Source organism: Klebsiella sp. P1954 (assembly GCF_018199955.1).
In the GTDB taxonomy this organism is placed as follows: Bacteria; Pseudomonadota; Gammaproteobacteria; order Enterobacterales; family Enterobacteriaceae; genus Klebsiella; species Klebsiella pneumoniae.
In genome coordinates this window covers 1,551,183-1,568,503 of record NZ_CP073373.1, presented here as the reverse complement: position 1 = coordinate 1,568,503, position 17,321 = coordinate 1,551,183, and the positions used below count along the sequence as shown (strand labels likewise).

Below are 17,321 nucleotides of genomic sequence, written 5' to 3'. Positions count from 1 at the left end.
CCAGGTCGCTGCAACGGCGGAACGCAAAAATTGAAAATCGTCTTGACGACTTTCATCGCTTTCCTAATAATGAGTGCGTATTCACTCATAATCAAGTTATATCATAAAGCCTCCGGGATGGGGGCTTTTGTCTGGTCAGGATATGAACCGTGTCACTTTCAGCGTGGTCGCCATCATGTTACTCGCAGCAGCAACGACATTGCCGTTTGTTCTTAATGCCGGTTTTGGTAAGGCGCCGCAGGGGGCACAGCTTAGCCAGGTGGAAGCGTCTCCCCACTACCGGGACGGCCAGTTCCATAACCAGTTGCCCACGCCAGGGTTCACCGGGCAGAAAAATATGCTGGAGGCGTGGTGGGATTTCCTGATGACCAAACGGGAAAACGCCCGTCCCGCGCAACCGCTGCCGCTGGTGAAGACCGATCTGGCGACGCTGCCCCTCGGGCAGGACGTGATGGTCTGGCTCGGCCACTCCTCCTGGTACCTGCAGCTGGCGGGAAAACGCATCCTGATCGACCCGGTGTTCAGCGATTACGCGGCGCCGTTCTCTTTTATCAATAAAGCCTTCCCCGGCGACTATCCGTGGCGGGCGGAAGGGATGCCGGAGATCGATCTGCTGATCATCTCCCACGATCACTACGACCATCTGGATTACGCCACCATTCGCGCCTTACTGCCGAAAATTAAGCGGGTCATTACGCCGCTGGGGGTCGGATCGCATCTGCGCTACTGGGGAATGGACGGGGCGCTGATTACCGAAGCGGACTGGCAGCAGGCGGTACCGGCCAGCGACGAGCTCACCGTCCACGTGCTGCCGGCGCGGCACTTTTCCGGCCGTGGGCTGAAGCGTAACCAGACGCTGTGGGCCAGTTTTCTGTTCGTTACCCGGCAGCAAAAGATTTATTACAGCGGCGACAGCGGGTATGGGCCGCACTTTAAAGCGATAGGCGATGAGTTCGGTCCGGTCGATCTGGCGATCATGGAGAACGGGCAGTATGACCAGGACTGGAAATATATCCACATGATGCCGGATGAAACGGCTCAGGCTGCCGACGATCTGCGCGCTCGCGCGGTGCTGCCTGGGCATGCAGGACGATTCGTTTTGGCGAAACACAGCTGGGATGAACCGTATCAACGGCTGGCGGCTGCCAGCGAAGGAAGGGCCTGGCGTCTGCTGACGCCTGTGCAGGGCGAGCCGGTGTGGGTCGCCGATAAGACGCAATCATTTAACGCCTGGTGGCGCTAAGCGCCAGTGCAGTATCAGAGGAGAGAGCATATGACGATTTCCGCTCAGGTGATTGATACTATCGTCGAGTGGATTGATGATAACCTGCATCAACCGCTGCGTATTGATGATATCGCTCGCCATGCCGGGTATTCGAAATGGCATCTGCAACGGCTGTTTTTACAGTACAAAGGGGAGAGCCTGGGGCGCTATATTCGCGAAAGGAAGCTGCTGCTGGCCGCCCGCGATCTGCGCGACACCGATCAGCGGGTCTACGATATCTGCCTCAAGTATGGCTTTGATTCGCAACAGACTTTTACCCGCGTCTTTACCCGGACCTTCAATCAGCCGCCGGGCGCCTACCGCAAAGAGAACCACAGTCGCGCCCACTGAGGCGCGCCTCTCCTGGTTTACCGCTCGAGGGAAAACCAGCGACGCCACACCCAGCGCAGCACCAGATACTCAATGACGCCCAGCGCTAAGAACCACAGACAAAACAGCACCGTATAGAGCTGGTTGAGATCCATCATATGGAATGTCTCAACCAGCTTTTGCGCCAGCGTCAGGCCCAGCGAAGGCGCGGGCAACAGCAGACAGGAGAGCAGGGCCAGCAGTAAGATCCCGGCGGCGGAGAGCAGCGTTTCCAGTGGATGTTTCATGTCATGTTAATCATCAGTTAAAAAACATATTGTCCGGTAAAATAATGCTTAACGCAATATGCTTTGTTTTTTTACTCGCTATAACACGACTATTTTAAATATTATCGCCTGCCTTTCGCTCTCATGTTAATTAATCTGAAATAATTTGTAATTAAATTAATTGCAGCCGGGTGTAAATTAACGTCATTATTATGCCAGCGCTTTTACAAAACTGTAAGTGCTATATCCCACCAGCGTAGCAATGATGATAGCTAACGCGATGTACAGCGCCAGACGGCGCCCGCGGTAGATTCCAAACATATTTTACCTCGTTTAGTTTTGGTTTATTAATATTCTGTAATAGTTGGTTTGTGGAATTAACTTATCACAAAATTTTTATTTTGCGAAAAATTTAGACTTGTATTGGTTCACATTTTTATCGGCATTTTTGCCCTCTTTTACTTCATTGGCCAGGAATGATTTCAGGCTTTCCGACTCACGGAATTTATAAGGAAAATGTAAATTGACCAAGATGAATAACCCAAAGTTTACGACGCCCTCGGGCGACACCGCGCCACGGCAGGTCTGGCAGCAGACCGTTGACGCAGTGCTGGCGCAGACCAAAAGCCAGGCCGCTGGGTTAAGTTCCGCAGACGCCGCCGAGCGCCTGAATACCTGTGGGCCGAACGCGCTGCCGGAAAAGAAAGGCAAACCGGGCTGGCTGCGCTTTCTCGCCCACTTTAACGACGTACTGATTTACGTGCTGCTGGCCGCCGCGGCGCTGACCGCCATCATGGGGCACTGGGTCGATACCCTGGTGATCCTCGGCGTGACGGTGATTAACGCCCTGATCGGTCATATCCAGGAGAGCAACGCCGAAAAATCGCTGCAGGGGATCCGCAACATGCTCTCCAGCGATGCCCGCGTCCAGCGTAACGGCAAGCATGAGACTATCCCGACGCGCGACCTGGTTCCGGGGGATATCGTTATCCTGCGCGCCGGCGACCGCGTGCCGGCGGATATGCGCCTGATTGAAACCCACAACCTGCGGGTGGAAGAGGCGATCCTCACCGGCGAGTCGACGGTGGTGGATAAAATCACCGACGCGCTGGAGGGCGATCTGCCGCTGGGCGACCGGGTGAACATGGTCTTTTCCGGGACCACCGTCAGCGCCGGCGGCGGCGTCGGCGTGGTGACCGCCACCGGCGCGCAGACCGAACTCGGCCATATCAACCAGATGATGGCGGGTATTGAGAAGCACCGTACCCCGCTGCTGGTGCAGATGGATAAGCTCGGCAAAGCGATTTTCGCCATTATTCTCGCCATGATGGTGGCGCTGTTTATCTTCAGCCTCGCGCTGCGGGATATCCCGATGGGCGAGCTGCTGCTGTCGCTGATTAGCCTGGCGGTAGCCGCGGTACCGGAAGGACTGCCGGCGATCATCTCGATTATTCTGTCGCTCGGCGTGCAGACGATGGCGCGCAAGCGGGCGATTATTCGTAAGCTGCCGACCGTGGAAACCCTCGGCGCCATGACCGTGGTCTGCTCGGATAAAACCGGCACCCTGACGATGAACGAAATGACCGTCAAAGCGATCATCACCGCCGACTGCTGCTATCGGGTGGAAGGCGACAGCTACGAGCCGCAGGGGCGGATCTTCCTCGAGGGGAGCGATGAGCCCGTGCAGGTTCAGCCCGGCACCGTGCTGGAGACCTGGCTGCGCACCATCGACCTGTGTAACGACAGCCAGCTTACCCAGGATGAGCGCGGTCTTTGGGGGATCACCGGCGGGCCGACCGAAGGGGCGCTTAAAGTGCTGGCGGCGAAAGCGCAGCTCCCGGCGGTGGAGGCCCGTCTGGTGGCCAAGATCCCCTTTGACTCGCAGTACAAATATATGTCGACCCTGCAGCACATCGATGGCGATGCCCGGGTGCTGATCACCGGTGCGCCGGACGTTATCTTCGCCATGTGCCGCGAGCAGATGAGCCGCCACGGCGCGGTGCCGTTCGAGGCGCAGTACTGGGAAGAGGAGATGGCGCGCTTCGCCCGTCAGGGACTGCGGATGGTGGCGGCGGCCTGTAAGCCAGCCAGCCTTGATGCCACCACCCTCAACCATGAGGACCTGCAGGAGGGACTGATTTTCCTCGGCATCGCCGGGATGATGGATCCCCCGCGTCCGGAAGCCATTGACGCCATCCACGCCTGCCAGACCGCCGGCATCCGCGTGAAAATGATCACCGGCGACCACCCGCAGACGGCGATGAGCATCGGCCAGATGCTGGGGATCACCAACAGCAGCCAGGCCATGACCGGCTACCAGCTGGAGCACATGGACGATGCGGCGCTGGCGAAGGCGGCGGTGGAGTACGACATCTTTGCCCGTACCAGCCCGGAGCATAAGCTGCGCCTGGTTAAAGCCCTGCAGGATAACGGCGAAGTGGTCGGCATGACCGGCGACGGCGTTAACGACGCGCCGGCGCTGCGCCAGGCCGACGTGGGTATCGCCATGGGTATCAAAGGCACCGAAGTCACCAAAGAGGCGGCCGACATGGTGTTGACCGATGATAACTTCGCCACCATCGCCAGCTCGGTAAAAGAGGGCCGTCGGGTCTATGACAACCTGAAGAAGACCATCCTCTTCATCATGCCGACCAACCTGGCGCAGGGGCTGCTGATCATCATCGCCCTGCTGGCGGGGAACATTATTCCGCTGACCCCGGTGCTGATCCTGTGGATGAACATGGCGACGTCGGCGACGCTCTCCTTCGGCCTGGCCTTTGAGGCCGCAGAGCGCAACGTGATGAACCGTCCGCCGCGTAAAACCGGCCAGCATGTGATGGATGGTTTCGCCGTGTGGCGAGTGGCTTTCGTCGGGTCGATGATCGCGATTGCCGCCTTTATCCTTGAGGCCTGGCTGGCGCCGCGCGGCCACAGTCCGGAGTTTATCCGCACCGTGCTGCTGCAGATGCTGGTGACGGCGCAGTGGGTCTACATGATCAACTGCCGCAGCAGCGACAGCTTCTCCCTGAGCATGGGTCTGCTGCGCAACAAAGGCATCTGGCTGGTGACCGGCGTCCTGCTGCTGATGCAGCTGGTCATTATCTATGTCCCGCTGATGCAGAGCATGTTTGGTACGGAAGCGCTGCCGCTGCGCTACTGGTTTGTCACTCTGGTCATCGGCGTCGCCATGTTCCTGGTGGTGGAAATCGAGAAGCGTCTGACGCGCCGGTTCCGCAAAACGGCCTGAACAATCTCGCGCGCCTCGCTGCAGGCGCGCGTTACTGTCGCAAGGATCCTCTATGATTAAAACCTTCCGCTTTGCTCTGCTGGCCTGCGGTCTGGTCGGCGGTGCCCTGACGGCGACCGCCGCGCCGGCGGTGCCGGTCCGCGTCGCCACGGTTGAACTGGCTCCTCATGCTGAAGAACGCGCTATCCCCGGGCGGGTCGAGGCGATCCGCGCCGTCGACATTCGCGCGCGCACCGAAGGGGTGATTGTTCAGCGCCACTTCCAGGACGGGCAGTATGTTACCGAAGGCGACCTGCTGTTTACCCTCGACGACGCGCAGCCCCGCGCGGCGCTGGCTCTGGCGCAGGCCGAGCTGAAAAGCGCCGAAGCCTCATTACGTCAGTCGCAGCAGTTGCTCACTCGCTACGAGCGGCTTATCAACAACCACTCCATCAGCCGCAACGACGTCGATACGGCCCGGATGCAGCGCGACGTCGCCGCCGCCGCCGTGCAGCAGGCCAAAGCCCGCGTCGAGGCCCAGCGGATAGTGCTCAGCTACACCCGGATTGCGGCGCCGGTGACCGGTCGCGTGGGCCATAGCGCCTTTCACGTCGGGACGCTGGTCAATTCGTCCAGCGGCGTGCTGGTGGACATTGTGCAGTTGGATCCGGTGCGGGTCTCGTTCGCCCTCGACGAAGCCGCGTTTTTCAGTAAAACCGGCCAGCACGCCGATATCCACGCCCTGAAGCAGGCGTGGCTGGCGCAGATTGAGATTGATGGTAAACGGCGCGACGGGGTGTTGACCTCTATCGATAACCGGATCGACGCCCGCACCGGCAGCGTAGCGGTGCGGGCCGAGTTCGCCAATCCGCAGCACCGTCTGCTGCCGGGCGGCAGCGTGACGATCCTGTTCCGTCCGCAGGAACTGCCGTCGCGAGTGATGGTCCCGGCCGCCGCCGTGCAGCAGGATCCGCAGGGCTTTTTCAGCTGGGTGCTGAAGCCGGACCACACCGCCGGGCAGCGTCGTCTGACCCTCGCGGGGCAGCAGGGGCAGCAGTTTGCGGTCGAGAAAGGGCTGCAGGCGGGCGAGCAGGTGATCACCGACGGCGCGCAGCGGTTGCGCGAAGGCGCCGCGGTGCAGGTGCTGAACTAGCTAAGGAGAAGGGATGCTGACCTTTTTTATCCGTCGTCCGCGATTTGCCATGGTGATCGCGCTGCTGCTGACCTTTGTCGGTGCGGTGTCGCTGAAGCTGATCCCGGTGGAGCAGTACCCGGCGATCACCCCCCCGGTGGTGAACGTCAGCGCCAGCTGGCCGGGCGCCAGCGCGTCAGACGTGGCGGAAGCCATCGCCGCCCCGCTGGAGACCCAGCTCAACGGCGTCGATCATATGCTGTATATGGAGTCCACCAGCTCGGATGAGGGGACGTACCGCCTGAGCATAACCTTCGCGGCGGGCACCGATGCCGACCTGGCGGCGATCGACGTGCAAAACCGGGTGGCGCAGGCGCTGGCGCAGCTCCCGGCGGAGGTGCAGCAGAATGGCGTCCAGGTCCGCAAGCGCGCCAGCAATCTGCTTATGGGGGTAAGCCTCTACTCGCCGCTGGGCACACTGACGCCGCTGTTTGTCAGCAACTACGCCAGCACCCAGGTGCGCGAGGCGCTGGCCCGCCTGCCCGGCGTCGGCGAGGTCCAGATGTTTGGCGCCCGGGATTACAGCATGCGCATCTGGCTGCGCCCGGACCGCATGAACGCGCTCAACATCACCACGGATGATGTCGCCCAGGCGCTGCGCGAGCAGAATGTGCAGGGCGCGGCGGGGCAGGTGGGCACCCCGCCGGTATTTAACGGCCAGCAGCAGACGCTGACCATCAACGGGCTGGGGCGTCTGAACGAGGCGGCCAGCTTTGGCGAGATTATCCTCCGCCGCGGCGCGCAGGGGCAGCTGGTGCGCCTCGCCGACGTGGCGACCATTGAGCTGGGCGCCCGCAGCTACAGCTCCGGCGCCCAGCTGAACGGTAAAGCGTCGGCCTATCTGGGGATCTATCCGACGCCCACCGCCAACGCCCTGCAGGTCGCCAGCGCAGTGCGTGCGGAGCTTAACCGCTTGCACACTCGCTTTCCGGCGGATCTCACCTGGGAGGTGAAGTTCGATACCACCCGCTTTGTGGCGGCGACGATCAAAGAGATCGGCGTCTCGCTGGCGCTGACCCTGCTGGCGGTGGTCGTGGTGGTGTCGCTATTTTTGCAGAGCTGGCGGGCGACGCTGATCGTAGTGCTGGCGATCCCGGTGTCACTGATCGGCACCTTTGCGGTGCTCTATCTGCTGGGCTACAGCGCCAACACCCTCAGCCTGTTCGCGATCATTCTCGCCCTGACGATGGTGGTGGATGACGCCATTGTGGTGGTGGAGAATGTGGAAACCAAAATGGCGGAAGGGCTGGATCGCCTGCAGGCCACCGCCCAGGCGCTGCGGCAGATCGCCGGGCCGGTGATCGCCACGACCCTGGTGCTGCTGGCGGTGTTTGTGCCGGTGGCGCTGCTCCCGGGGATCGTCGGCGAGCTGTACCGGCAGTTTGCCGTAACGCTCTCCACCGCGGTGGCCCTGTCGAGCCTGGTGGCGCTAACCCTGACGCCGGCCCTCTGCGCGCTGCTGCTGCGCCCGCGTCCCGCCCGGCCAGCGGCGGTGTGGCGGGCGTTTAACCGTCTTCTCGACGGCACCCGCGACGGCTATGGCCGGCTGGTAGGCTGGATGAACCGCCGCCCCTGGCTGGCGCTGGCGGCGACGGTGGCGGCAGGCGCGCTGGTGGCGTTCAGCTTCACCTCGATGCCGAAAGGCTTCCTGCCGCAGGAAGATCAGGGTTACCTGTTTGCCAGCGTGCAGCTGCCGGAGGCGGCGTCGCTGGAGCGTACCGAAGCGGTGATGGCCCAGGCGCGCAAGCTGCTGATGGCTAACCCGGCGGTGGAGGATGTGATTCAGGTGTCCGGGTTCAACATTCTCAACGGCACCAGCGCCTCTAACGGCGGGTTTATCTCGGTAATGCTCAAGGACTGGCATCAGCGGCCGCCGCTGGATGCGGTGATGGCGGATATTCAGCGCCAGCTGCTGTCGCTACCCGAGGCGACGATCATGACCTTCGCACCGCCGACCCTGCCGGGCCTGGGCAATGCCTCGGGGTTTGATCTGCGCATCCTGGCGCAGGCCGGTCAGTCGTCGGCGGAGCTGGAGCAGGTGACGCGGGAGATCCTCCAGCTGGCGAACCAGCATCCGCAGCTGAGCCGGGTGTTTACCACCTGGAGCAGCAACGTGCCGCAGCTGACCCTGACGGTTGACCGCGACCGGGCGGCGCTGCTGGATGTGCCGGTGGCGCAGATCTTCAGCAGCCTGCAGACGGCGTTCGGCGGCACGCGCGCCGGCGATTTCAGCCGTAACAATCGTGTCTATCATGTGGTGATGCAAAATGAGATGCAGTGGCGCGAGCGGGCAGAGCAGATTAGCGAGCTGTACGTCCGCAGCCGCGACGGCGAGCGGGTGCGGCTGAGCAATCTGGTCACCATTACGCCGACGGTGGGGGCGCCGTTTATTCAGCAGTACAATCAATTCCCGTCCGTGTCGGTGAGCGGTTCAGCGGCCGAGGGGGTCAGCAGCCGCACGGCGATGGCGGCCATGGAGCAGATTTTGCAGGCCCATCTGCCGCCGGGATATGACTATGCCTGGAGCGGGATCTCCTGGCAGGAGCAGCAGACCGGTAATCAGGCGGTGTGGATCGTGCTGGCGGCGGTGGCGATGGCGTGGCTGTTCCTGGTGGCGCAGTATGAGAGCTGGACGCTGCCGGCGAGCGTCATGCTCTCGGTGCTGTTCGCCATCGGCGGAGCGCTGCTCTGGCTGTGGACCGCGGGCTATGCCAACGATGTGTATGTTCAGATAGGGCTGGTGCTGCTGATCGCCCTGGCGGCGAAGAATGCGATTCTGATCGTTGAGTTCGCCCGCAGCCGGCGCGAGGAGGGGCTGTCGATAGTCGACGCTGCGCGCGAGGGGGCTACCCGCCGCTTCCGCGCGGTAATGATGACCGCGGTGTCGTTTATTATCGGCATTATGCCGATGATGCTCGCTACCGGCGCCGGGGCGCAGAGCCGGCGGATCATCGGCACCACGGTATTCAGCGGGATGCTGGTGGCGACGATGGTTGGCATCCTGTTTATCCCGTCGCTGTATGTACTGTTTCAGCGTATGCGCGAGTGGGCGCATCGGCGGGGGTAAGCGCGGCGCTACCGGTCGGTAACGGGGATACTCCAGGCTGCAACGACTACCGGGCGGTCCCCTCTCCCTTTGGGAGAGGGGTAGGGTGAGGGTGGGTTTTGCTTCACGTTGCGTTTGGGCGTGAGCCCCGCCTTATCTGCCGACCTCCGGTTCGCCGATTTCAGCGGGAATCGGCCCTGCTGCACGCCCGTAGATTTCAGGTGCCATACCATAGCGAACAGACTCTGTAGGCCCGGTAAGCGCAGCGCCACCGGGCAAGGACATCGGGCACGGCGGCAATACCTTGCCCGGCCTGTCGTTAATTTATTCACTCTCCTGGCTGGAATGGCCGCCCCCAAACGCGCCCGCTATTTTCTCTCCACCGTTATCATGGTCACGAACGGATGATACTGCCACGGCACGCTGCCGCCTTTGCGGTACATCTTCGACAGGGTGCCGTCGAGATAAAGCATCTGCCGCACGCCAAGCTTTGACTGCGCATAGCAGGCAAAATCGTAAAAGTTGGTCTCGCGATCGCTGAGCATAAACACCACCCGGCCCTGCTTATCGATACCAACCCCGTTGCGCAGCTTGCGCGAACTGGCGGAGGGCTTCAGTCGCCAGTTGATGGCGCCATGTTCAATCAGCATCGGGCCGGACTGCACCGCATAGCGGATGGCGGGAGAGGGTTTGTACGCCGGCAGCGGCACGATTTTCGCCCGGCCGTTTTCCACCAGGAATACGCCGCCGGGGCGGATAAAGAAGTTCCCGCCGCCGGCGGAGCGGTTGACCGGCGTCAGCCGTTTGCCGTCTTCGATATACAGCCCCAGCGGCGCGTAGGCCTTATCGTAAATGCCGCCGTTCATCGCCATCTGCACCCGGCCGTCGCCATCGATACCCGCCAGCAGCGAACGCAGGGAACCCCAGGCTTTGCCGTGCCGATCCTGCCAGTACATCGCAATGCGCTCTTTCTGCGCATCCACCCGATAGCTCTGCAGGGTCAGCGTCGGGTCGGTGAGGGTACAGGCGGCGCTGGCGACGGCGGCCAGGGGCAGCAGCGCCAGAGGGAGCAGCGCCAGAGGGAGCAGGCAACGTAATAACATGGGCAGTCCTTTCTATAGTCTGCGCCGAGTATACCCGCCTCGCTGCCTTATGCCGCCCAAATCTCACAGTGTTTTTGCACCAGCCCGGAAAGCGAACCGCCGTTGGCGATAAAGTCGCGCATCTGCTGCGCCTCGCTTTGCGGCGATTTCGCCTGGCGAACCACCGCCTCCAGCGCTGCCGTCGCCTTCAGCTGATGGGCGAAAGGGGCCAGCCGGTCGGCGAGCTGCAGGATCTCCTGGCGGATGCTGCGCTGCTCCCCGCTGCGCACGTCGGTGAGGGTCCCGTCCAGCCCGTAGCGGCAGGCCTGATAGCGGTTAAAGGGGTACAGCAGATAATCATCAGGCTGGTGCTTAAAAGGACGCTCCGTCAACAGCCAGCAGGCCAGGGTCTGAATAAAGCCGGCGATGTGGATCGCCTGGGCAAGGGTCAAGGGGGTGTCCATCACCCGCACCTCGACGGTACCAAACTGCGGGCTGGGGCGAATATCCCAGTGCAGATCCTTCATGCTATCGATCATGCTGGTGTAGCTCAGCTGGCGGAACAGGCGACGAAACCCCTGCCAGTCGGCCACCCACGGCATCGGACCGTTGTCGGGATAGGAGGAGAAGCGGTTCAGGCGCGAACAGGCGAAGCGGCTGTCGGTGCTGTCAAACCACGGCGAGGCGGCGTTAAGGGCGATGAAGTGCGGTACAAAGCGCGACAGGCCATGCAGCAGATAGATGGCGTCGTCGCCGCTCTGGCAGCCGACGTGCACATGCTGGCCAAAGACCGTCGCTTGCTGTGCCAGATAGCCAAAATGCTCGACGGTTTTGACATAGCGCGGGTTATCGCTGATTTGCTGGCGCTGCCAGGCATGAAAGGGGTGGGAACCGCCGCCGCAGATCTGCAGATGATGGCGCAGCGCCGCGCGCTGGACCGCCTGCTGGATGGCGCTGAGCTGGATTTGCGCATGGCTGATGTCGCGGCACACCCCGGTGGCGATCTCCAGCATGCTCTCGGTGATGTCGTGTTTGGCTTCTCCCACGGTCAGCTCATGCTGGACGTCGGCAATCAGCGTCGAGGCATCCTGGCTGAGATCGTAACCCGGCGGGTTCACCACCTGCAGCTCCAGTTCGATACCGAGGGTAAAAGGATCGGAGCGGTGAAAATCGGCTAAAGGCATAGTCTCTCCCGGTCGATGTGTTCCCTGAAGTATATACCCGTCACACATTTACGTTGGCTTTGCTACGCAGCTTATCCATTCGCCTCGCGCCGCATCCCGCGATATTAGGCGACGCGTCAGGTCAATTGTTGCCCCCGTTTTCTTCGCCAACCCGCTGGCGGCCAAATTTGCGCGAGCCCACCACGCACAGCACCACGCCCAGCGTGACCGCCAGCATCAAGGGGCTGACGGTTTCGTGCAACAGCGCCGCCGACAGGCCTAGTCCGAAGAACGGCTGCAATAGCTGGAGCTGGCCGACGGCGGCGATCCCGCCCGCGGCCAGCCCTTTGTACCAAAAGATGAAGCCGATCAGCATGCTGAACAGCGACACATAGCCGAGCGCCGCCCAGGAGGAGGCCGAGATGGCATGCCAGGATGCGGGCTGAACCAGCAGCGAGGCGGGGAGCATCAACGGCAGGGCAATCACCAGCGCCCAGCAGATCACCTGCCAGCCGCCGAGCTCCCGCGTCAGCTTCGCCCCTTCCGCATAGCCGAGGCCGCAGACGATAACCGCCGCCAGCATCAGCAGATCGCCGCTGAGTGAGGCCGCCGCATTTTGCGTCAGGGCGAATCCCACCACCAGCAGGCTGCCCAGCAGCGAAAAGATCCAGAAAGCCCGCCGCGGGCGTTCGCCGCCGCGCAGTACGCCAAAGAGGGCGGTCATCAGCGGCAGCAGACCAATAAACACAATCGAATGCGCCGAGGTAATGCGCTGCAGGGCCAGCGCCGTGAGTAGCGGAAAGCCGAGCACCACCCCGGATGAGACGATGATCAAGGGCACAAGCTGCGCCAGGCGCGGGCGTTTCTGGCGAAAGCCCACCAGCAGCGCGATGGCAAGCAGCCCGGCGATAGAGGCGCGCAGAAAGGTCAATAACAACGGATCCATATCCTGCACCGCCAGCCGCGTCGCGGGCAGCGAACCGCTGAAAATGATCACCCCCAGTAAACCATGAAGCCATCCGGACCAGGGACCGGGCGCCGATTTATCCATTGCTGAATCTACCACGTTAACCTCGCGTTATCAGATTGGGCTGCGCCCGCTTGAGCATCGTCAGCGGCGATGGTAATGTGGCCAATCTAATACAATCAAATTATTGTCATAGATACATTTCACGATGAAAGCCCGATATAAAGCCGTTGTCGACCGATATGCGCAGGCGATCCGCAGCGGGCAGCTGCCCGCCGGCACCCGTCTGCCGACGCACCGTACCCTTGCCGCCGGAGAACGCCTCTCGCTGGCCACCGCCACGCGCGTCTACCGTGAACTGGAAGAGATGGGGTTGGTCAGCGGCGAAACCGGCCGCGGCACCTTCGTGCGCGACCTCTCGCTGCCTCCGGGGCACGGGGTCGATCAGCAGGTGGTGGCCGCCGATGTCGTGGATCTCAATTTCAACTACCCTTCGCTGCCGGATCAGGGCGATGCGCTGCGCGAGGCGCTCAGGCAGCTGGCGATGGCGGGCGATATTGACTCGCATCTGCGCTATCAGCCTCACGCCGGGCGGCTCGCCGAGCGGGACATTATCGCCCGCCATTTGACCTGCCAGCACTTTGCGCCGGACGCGGAAAATGTCCTGATCGTCAACGGCGCACAGCACGGGCTGGCGGTGACCGTCATGGGGCTGTTACGTCCGGGGGATGTGGTGGCGGTGGATGCGCTGACCTATTCGGGCTTCAAGGTTCTGGCGGCGCTGTATCATCTGGAGCTGGCGGCGATCCCCTGTCGACCGGAGGGACCGGACCTGCAGGCGCTTCAGACGCTGTGCCAGCAGCGGCGGGTGCGGGCGGTGTATACCATGCCGACGCTGCACAATCCGCTGGGCTGGGTGCTCAACACCGGGCAGCGACAGGCGCTGGCCGATCTCGCGCGCCAGCACGATCTGCTGATTATTGAAGATGCCGCCTATGCCCGGCTGGTGAGCCATCCGCCGCCGCCGGTGGTCAGCTATGCGCCGGAAAGAACGGTGTATGTCACCGGATTTTCAAAAAATATCGCCACCGGACTGCGCGTGGGGGTGGTGATTTCTCCGCCGCGCTATCGGCCGGAGATTGAGCGCGCCATCCGGGCCACGACGTGGAATACGCCGACGCTGATAAGTTCGCTGATCTGCGCCTGGATTGAAGATGGCACGGTGGCGCGCTTTGAAACGCAGAAACGCCAGGATGCGCGACAGCGGCAGCAGGTGGCCCGCGAGGTGCTTTGTGGGCTTCCCGTCGTCAGTCATCCCGATTCGTACTTCGTCTGGCTGCCGCTGGGTGAAGAGAGCCGGGCCGATCGACTGGCGAATGCGCTGATGGAACGCCGCATTTCGGTATCGACCGCCGAGCCGTTCTGCGTCTCCGCCACGATCCCGCAGGCGCTGCGCATTGCGCTCGGATCGGTGCCTTTCGACAGCCTGCGCCCGGCGCTGCTCAGCGTGCGCGACGCCGTTGAGTATGAACAATACCGCTAACCCATCTGCTCCAGCTGGCCGCGCAGGACCTCCACCCCCTGGGCGATGGCGTCAGGGTTAATGGCGTGGAATCCCATGCGAAAATAGTTATCCGGCGGCGCGGCGCTGAGAAAATGGCGCGCCCCGGGCTCAATCAGCACGCCGGCGTGGGCGGCGCGCCAGGTGAGCTGCTGGGTGTTGATCTGCGCCGGGGTCTGCAGCCAGAAGGCGTTAGCATGTTCGCTCCCTGCCAGCGCGCGACACGACGGCAGATAGCGCTGCAGGGCGGCGTGCAGACGCTCCCAGCGCTGGGCGGAGTCATAGTGGTAGCGCCGCAGATGGGTTTCATAATGGCCCTGTGCAAGGAAGTGGGCCATCTGGTACTGAATGTTGGTCGGCGGATGGCGATAGACCAGCCGGCGCAGGGCGCGCGCCTCGTCGATCAGGTCCGGGTCGGCGACCATAAACCCCAACCGCAGCCCCGGTGACAGCGCTTTTGACAGGCTGCTGACATACACCACCCGGCCGCTGCGATCGCTGGCCTTCAGCGCCGGCAGCGGGTTGAGGGTAAAGTTACTCTCCGAGTCATAATCATCTTCAATAATGACCGCGTCATGGCGGGCGGCATGCTCCAGCAACTGGCGACGCCGCGCACTGCTCATGGTCACCCCGGTGGGCACCTGATGGCCTGGAGTGACATAGTAGTAATCGCAGGGACGCTCATTAAGCACGATCCCCTCTTCATCCACCGGGTGCGGCACCACCTCGGCGTCGGCGAGCAGAAAGGTGTTGATGGCTTCGCGGAAGCAGGGGTTTTCGACGCCAATGCGGGTGGTGGAAGAGAGCAGCAGTCGGGTCAGCAGGTAGAGGGCATTTTGCGAGCCAAGGGTGATGAGAATTTCATCCGGCGCGGCGACAATGCCCCGCTTGGGCAGCACCCGGGTGCGGATCTGCTCGATCAGCATCGGCACATCCTGGTCAATATGGTCGATGACCCACGCCGGGTCGCGCACCCCGCCGTGCAGCCAGTTCGCCGCCGAGCGCCAGGTGGCCAGCGGGAATTGCCGGGTATCGGGCTGGCCGTAGATAAACGGGTAGCGGTAGTGCATCCAGCCCGCCGGTTTGAGGATCGACTCCTGCTGGCTGGGGGTCATCTGCAGCCGGTCGCCCCAGCGTGGTGCAGCCGCTTCGCGCTGCGGTGCACTCTCGACGGCGGCAGGCGAAGCTTCATGATAGTCGGGATGCAGGTAGTAACCGCTGCGTGGGCGGCTAATCAGGTAGCCCTCGTTGACCAGACTTTCAAACACCAGCGCGGTGGTGTTACGCGAGACGCGAAGCTGGCTGGCCAGCTGGCGACAGGAGGGCAGCGGGGTGTCGGCGGCGAAGATCCCGCTGAGAATGGCATTCACCAGCGTCTCTCGCACCTGTTCCTGCAAACCGCGGCCAGGCTGAAAATCAACGTGTAACAGGTGACGGATCATACGGGGCTCCTCTGGCAATAACGCATTGCGACCACCCGTTACACTCAGCAAATTCCATACCACCCTGCCGCCATCTGACACAGCGATGCGGCCCATCTGGCTCTATACGGAATTGAAAAACGCTCCCACATTAAAAACGTATTCAGCCGCCGTGGACCGGAACGTCCCCGGCCACTATTTTGCAGAAACCTTTTCGCGTTCTGGAATGAACCCGTCTGGCCAATCCATCAGGGGTGAAATAATGAAAAAATCATTGGCATCAATGTGTCTGAGCGCTGTATTAACGGTCGCTTTTTCTTATCACGCCGTCGCGGCCGATCTTCCGGAAATAGAAAAGTCCGGCACCTTGAAAGTGGCGACGGAAGATGATTATGCGCCATTTAACTTTATGAATAATGGCCAGGCTGATGGCTTTAACAAAGATATGCTTGAGGAATTACGTAAGTACGCCAAATTCCATGTCGACCAGAGCATATTACCGTGGACCGGATTATTAGCGGCTGTCTCCACCGGGCAATACGATATGGCCTTAACCGGGGCGGTTATTACCGATGAGCGGCTGAAGGTCTTTGATTTCACCCCACCGTGGGCCTCCGCGCAGCACTATTTCGTCAAACGCGCTGGCGATACCTCGCTAAATACCATTGCCGATCTCAGCGGCAAAAAAGTGGGGGTACAGGCCGGGAGCGCGCTGCTGGCGCGTTTGCCGGAGCTGAAGGCGATGCTGGAGAAGACCGGCGGCAAGCTGGGACCGGTGGTGGAGTATCCCTCCTATCCGGAAGCCTACGCCGACCTGGCGAATAAGCGACTGGATTACGTGATTAACGTGGTGATCTCGGTAAACGACCTGGCGAAAGCCAAACCGAAGGTCTTCGCCAAAGGGCTGGCCGTCTCCGGACCGGGCTATATGGCGTGGCCGATCCCGAAAAACTCGCCGCAGCTGCTGGCCTATATGACCAAGTTTATGAACCACATGAAGGAGACCGGCAAGCTCGCCGAGCTGCAGAAAAAATGGTTTGGCGAAACCTATGACAACCTGCCGACCGAGGCGATCACCAGCCCGGAACAGTTTCACAAACTCGCCGGACTGTAATATTCCGCGGCGGGTAACCGCCGCCTGTTGCTGAGAAGGAGGGCCTCATGGATGCAATTTCCTGGCAGTTATTAATCGAAGGCGCATGGACGACCCTCTGGATTTCGGCCATCGCTATCGCCTTCGGGGTGGTGGCGGGCCTGCTGATCGCCCTGGTACGGATGCTGCGCCTGCCGGTGATCGACCAGCTGCTGGTGATCTATATCAGTCTGGCCCGCGCAACGCCGCTGGTGACGCTGGTGCTATTTCTGTTCCTTTCCCTGCCCACGATGGGCATTAACCTCGATAAGAACGTGGCCGCCATCGTGGCGCTGACGCTAAACACGTCGGCGTTTAACGCTGAGATCTGGCGCAACGCCTTCCGCACCTTTCCGCGCGAACAGCGGGAGGCGGCGGAGTCGGTGGGAATGCGCCGCTGGACCTACTTCCGCTACATCATGCTGCCGCAGATGTGGATCGAGAGCCTGCCGGCGCTGGTCAATGAGATGTCCTTTTTGATCAAAGGTAGCCCGGCCATCGCCGTGATTGGCGTGGTGGATCTCACCCGGGTCACCAACCGTATCTCCTCGGTCACCTACGAGCCGCTGTCGCCGATCCTCGCCGCCGGCCTGCTGTATGTGGCGATCATCGGCTGTTTGTTGAAGCTGCAGGGTATCGCGGAACGTAAAGCCAGGCGTCTGGCGCGCTAG

13 protein-coding genes are annotated in these 17,321 nt (G+C 61.7%); 8 read left to right on the top strand and 5 right to left on the bottom strand.

What is annotated here, in order from left to right:
* Positions 1-127 precede the first annotated feature (127 nt).
* Together KB890_RS07645 and KB890_RS07640 are read left to right on the top strand one after the other, a co-directional pair.
* Entirely contained in the window at positions 128-1,243 is a 1,116-nt protein-coding gene (locus KB890_RS07645) for an MBL fold metallo-hydrolase (RefSeq protein ID WP_020325248.1), read from the top strand.
* 30 nt (positions 1,244-1,273) lie between these two features.
* The gene (locus KB890_RS07640) at positions 1,274-1,615 is read left to right on the top strand and encodes a RamA family antibiotic efflux transcriptional regulator (RefSeq protein WP_002893035.1); all 342 of its coding nucleotides are present in this window, start codon (positions 1,274-1,276) and stop codon (positions 1,613-1,615) included.
* 17 nt (positions 1,616-1,632) lie between these two features.
* Here the strand turns inward: KB890_RS07640 and KB890_RS07635 are convergent, their stop codons facing one another.
* Positions 1,633-1,881 carry a DUF1158 domain-containing protein gene (locus tag KB890_RS07635; RefSeq protein WP_020325243.1) on the bottom strand — a complete coding sequence of 83 codons (249 nt, stop codon included), beginning with the start codon at positions 1,879-1,881 and terminating at the stop codon, positions 1,633-1,635.
* Between the two features lie 502 nt (positions 1,882-2,383).
* Between KB890_RS07635 and KB890_RS07630 the strand changes: the two genes are divergently transcribed.
* Genes KB890_RS07630 through KB890_RS07620 form a run of 3 tightly spaced genes read left to right on the top strand, consistent with a single transcriptional unit; the run spans position 2,384 to position 9,345 of the window.
* Positions 2,384-5,107, top strand: coding sequence for a cation-transporting P-type ATPase (locus tag KB890_RS07630; protein ID WP_016946851.1), 2,724 nt, complete (start codon positions 2,384-2,386; stop codon positions 5,105-5,107).
* A gap of 52 nt (positions 5,108-5,159) precedes the next feature.
* On the top strand, positions 5,160-6,239 hold the full coding sequence (locus KB890_RS07625) for an efflux RND transporter periplasmic adaptor subunit (RefSeq protein ID WP_020325242.1): 1,080 nt from the start codon (positions 5,160-5,162) through the stop codon (positions 6,237-6,239).
* A 13-nt stretch (positions 6,240-6,252) separates the two neighbouring features.
* Positions 6,253-9,345: an efflux RND transporter permease subunit gene (locus tag KB890_RS07620; RefSeq protein WP_020325244.1), complete on the top strand. Its 3,093-nt coding sequence runs from the start codon at positions 6,253-6,255 to the stop codon at positions 9,343-9,345.
* A gap of 347 nt (positions 9,346-9,692) precedes the next feature.
* Here KB890_RS07620 and KB890_RS07615 read toward each other — a convergent pair whose 3' ends face one another.
* The 3 genes from KB890_RS07615 to KB890_RS07605 all read right to left on the bottom strand — a co-directional run bounded on the left by KB890_RS07615 (position 9,693) and on the right by KB890_RS07605 (position 12,620).
* On the bottom strand, positions 9,693-10,427 hold the full coding sequence (locus tag KB890_RS07615) for a phosphodiester glycosidase family protein (RefSeq protein ID WP_020325254.1): 735 nt from the start codon (positions 10,425-10,427) through the stop codon (positions 9,693-9,695).
* Positions 10,428-10,474: 47 nt separating this feature from the next.
* On the bottom strand, positions 10,475-11,590 hold the full coding sequence (locus KB890_RS07610; RefSeq protein ID WP_002893127.1) for a YbdK family carboxylate-amine ligase: 1,116 nt from the start codon (positions 11,588-11,590) through the stop codon (positions 10,475-10,477).
* A 121-nt stretch (positions 11,591-11,711) separates the two neighbouring features.
* Positions 11,712-12,620: a DMT family transporter gene (locus tag KB890_RS07605; RefSeq protein ID WP_020325250.1), complete on the bottom strand. Its 909-nt coding sequence runs from the start codon at positions 12,618-12,620 to the stop codon at positions 11,712-11,714.
* A 124-nt stretch (positions 12,621-12,744) separates the two neighbouring features.
* On the opposite strand from KB890_RS07605, the gene KB890_RS07600 reads away from it, so the two are divergent.
* Positions 12,745-14,079: an aminotransferase-like domain-containing protein gene (locus KB890_RS07600; protein ID WP_020325247.1), complete on the top strand. Its 1,335-nt coding sequence runs from the start codon at positions 12,745-12,747 to the stop codon at positions 14,077-14,079.
* Here KB890_RS07600 and KB890_RS07595 read toward each other — a convergent pair.
* Positions 14,076-15,539, bottom strand: coding sequence for a MocR-like pyridoxine biosynthesis transcription factor PdxR (locus KB890_RS07595; protein ID WP_004176948.1), 1,464 nt, complete (start codon positions 15,537-15,539; stop codon positions 14,076-14,078). The genes KB890_RS07600 and KB890_RS07595 overlap by 4 nt on opposite strands.
* A gap of 241 nt (positions 15,540-15,780) precedes the next feature.
* Between KB890_RS07595 and KB890_RS07590 the strand changes: the two genes are divergently transcribed.
* Both KB890_RS07590 and KB890_RS07585 read left to right on the top strand, forming a co-directional pair.
* On the top strand, positions 15,781-16,632 hold the full coding sequence (locus KB890_RS07590) for a transporter substrate-binding domain-containing protein (RefSeq protein WP_022631237.1): 852 nt from the start codon (positions 15,781-15,783) through the stop codon (positions 16,630-16,632).
* 47 nt (positions 16,633-16,679) lie between these two features.
* Positions 16,680-17,321 (top strand): amino acid ABC transporter permease, encoded by a 642-nt coding sequence (locus tag KB890_RS07585; RefSeq protein ID WP_004223524.1) that lies wholly within the window; start codon positions 16,680-16,682, stop codon positions 17,319-17,321.

Bases quoted from the DNA above. Each gene is read 5' to 3' on its own strand.
- KB890_RS07635 (WP_020325243.1), bottom strand. From the start codon at position 1,881: ATGAAACATCCACTGGAAACGCTGCTCTCCGCCGCCGGGATCTTACTG.
- KB890_RS07640 (WP_002893035.1), top strand. From the start codon at position 1,274: ATGACGATTTCCGCTCAGGTGATTGATACTATCGTCGAGTGGATTGAT.
- KB890_RS07585 (WP_004223524.1), top strand. From the start codon at position 16,680: ATGGATGCAATTTCCTGGCAGTTATTAATCGAAGGCGCATGGACGACC.
- KB890_RS07600 (WP_020325247.1), top strand. From the start codon at position 12,745: ATGAAAGCCCGATATAAAGCCGTTGTCGACCGATATGCGCAGGCGATC.
- KB890_RS07610 (WP_002893127.1), bottom strand. From the start codon at position 11,590: ATGCCTTTAGCCGATTTTCACCGCTCCGATCCTTTTACCCTCGGTATC.
- KB890_RS07605 (WP_020325250.1), bottom strand. From the start codon at position 12,620: ATGGATAAATCGGCGCCCGGTCCCTGGTCCGGATGGCTTCATGGTTTA.
- KB890_RS07595 (WP_004176948.1), bottom strand. From the start codon at position 15,539: ATGATCCGTCACCTGTTACACGTTGATTTTCAGCCTGGCCGCGGTTTG.
- KB890_RS07615 (WP_020325254.1), bottom strand. From the start codon at position 10,427: ATGTTATTACGTTGCCTGCTCCCTCTGGCGCTGCTCCCTCTGGCGCTG.
- KB890_RS07625 (WP_020325242.1), top strand. From the start codon at position 5,160: ATGATTAAAACCTTCCGCTTTGCTCTGCTGGCCTGCGGTCTGGTCGGC.
- KB890_RS07590 (WP_022631237.1), top strand. From the start codon at position 15,781: ATGAAAAAATCATTGGCATCAATGTGTCTGAGCGCTGTATTAACGGTC.
- KB890_RS07620 (WP_020325244.1), top strand. From the start codon at position 6,253: ATGCTGACCTTTTTTATCCGTCGTCCGCGATTTGCCATGGTGATCGCG.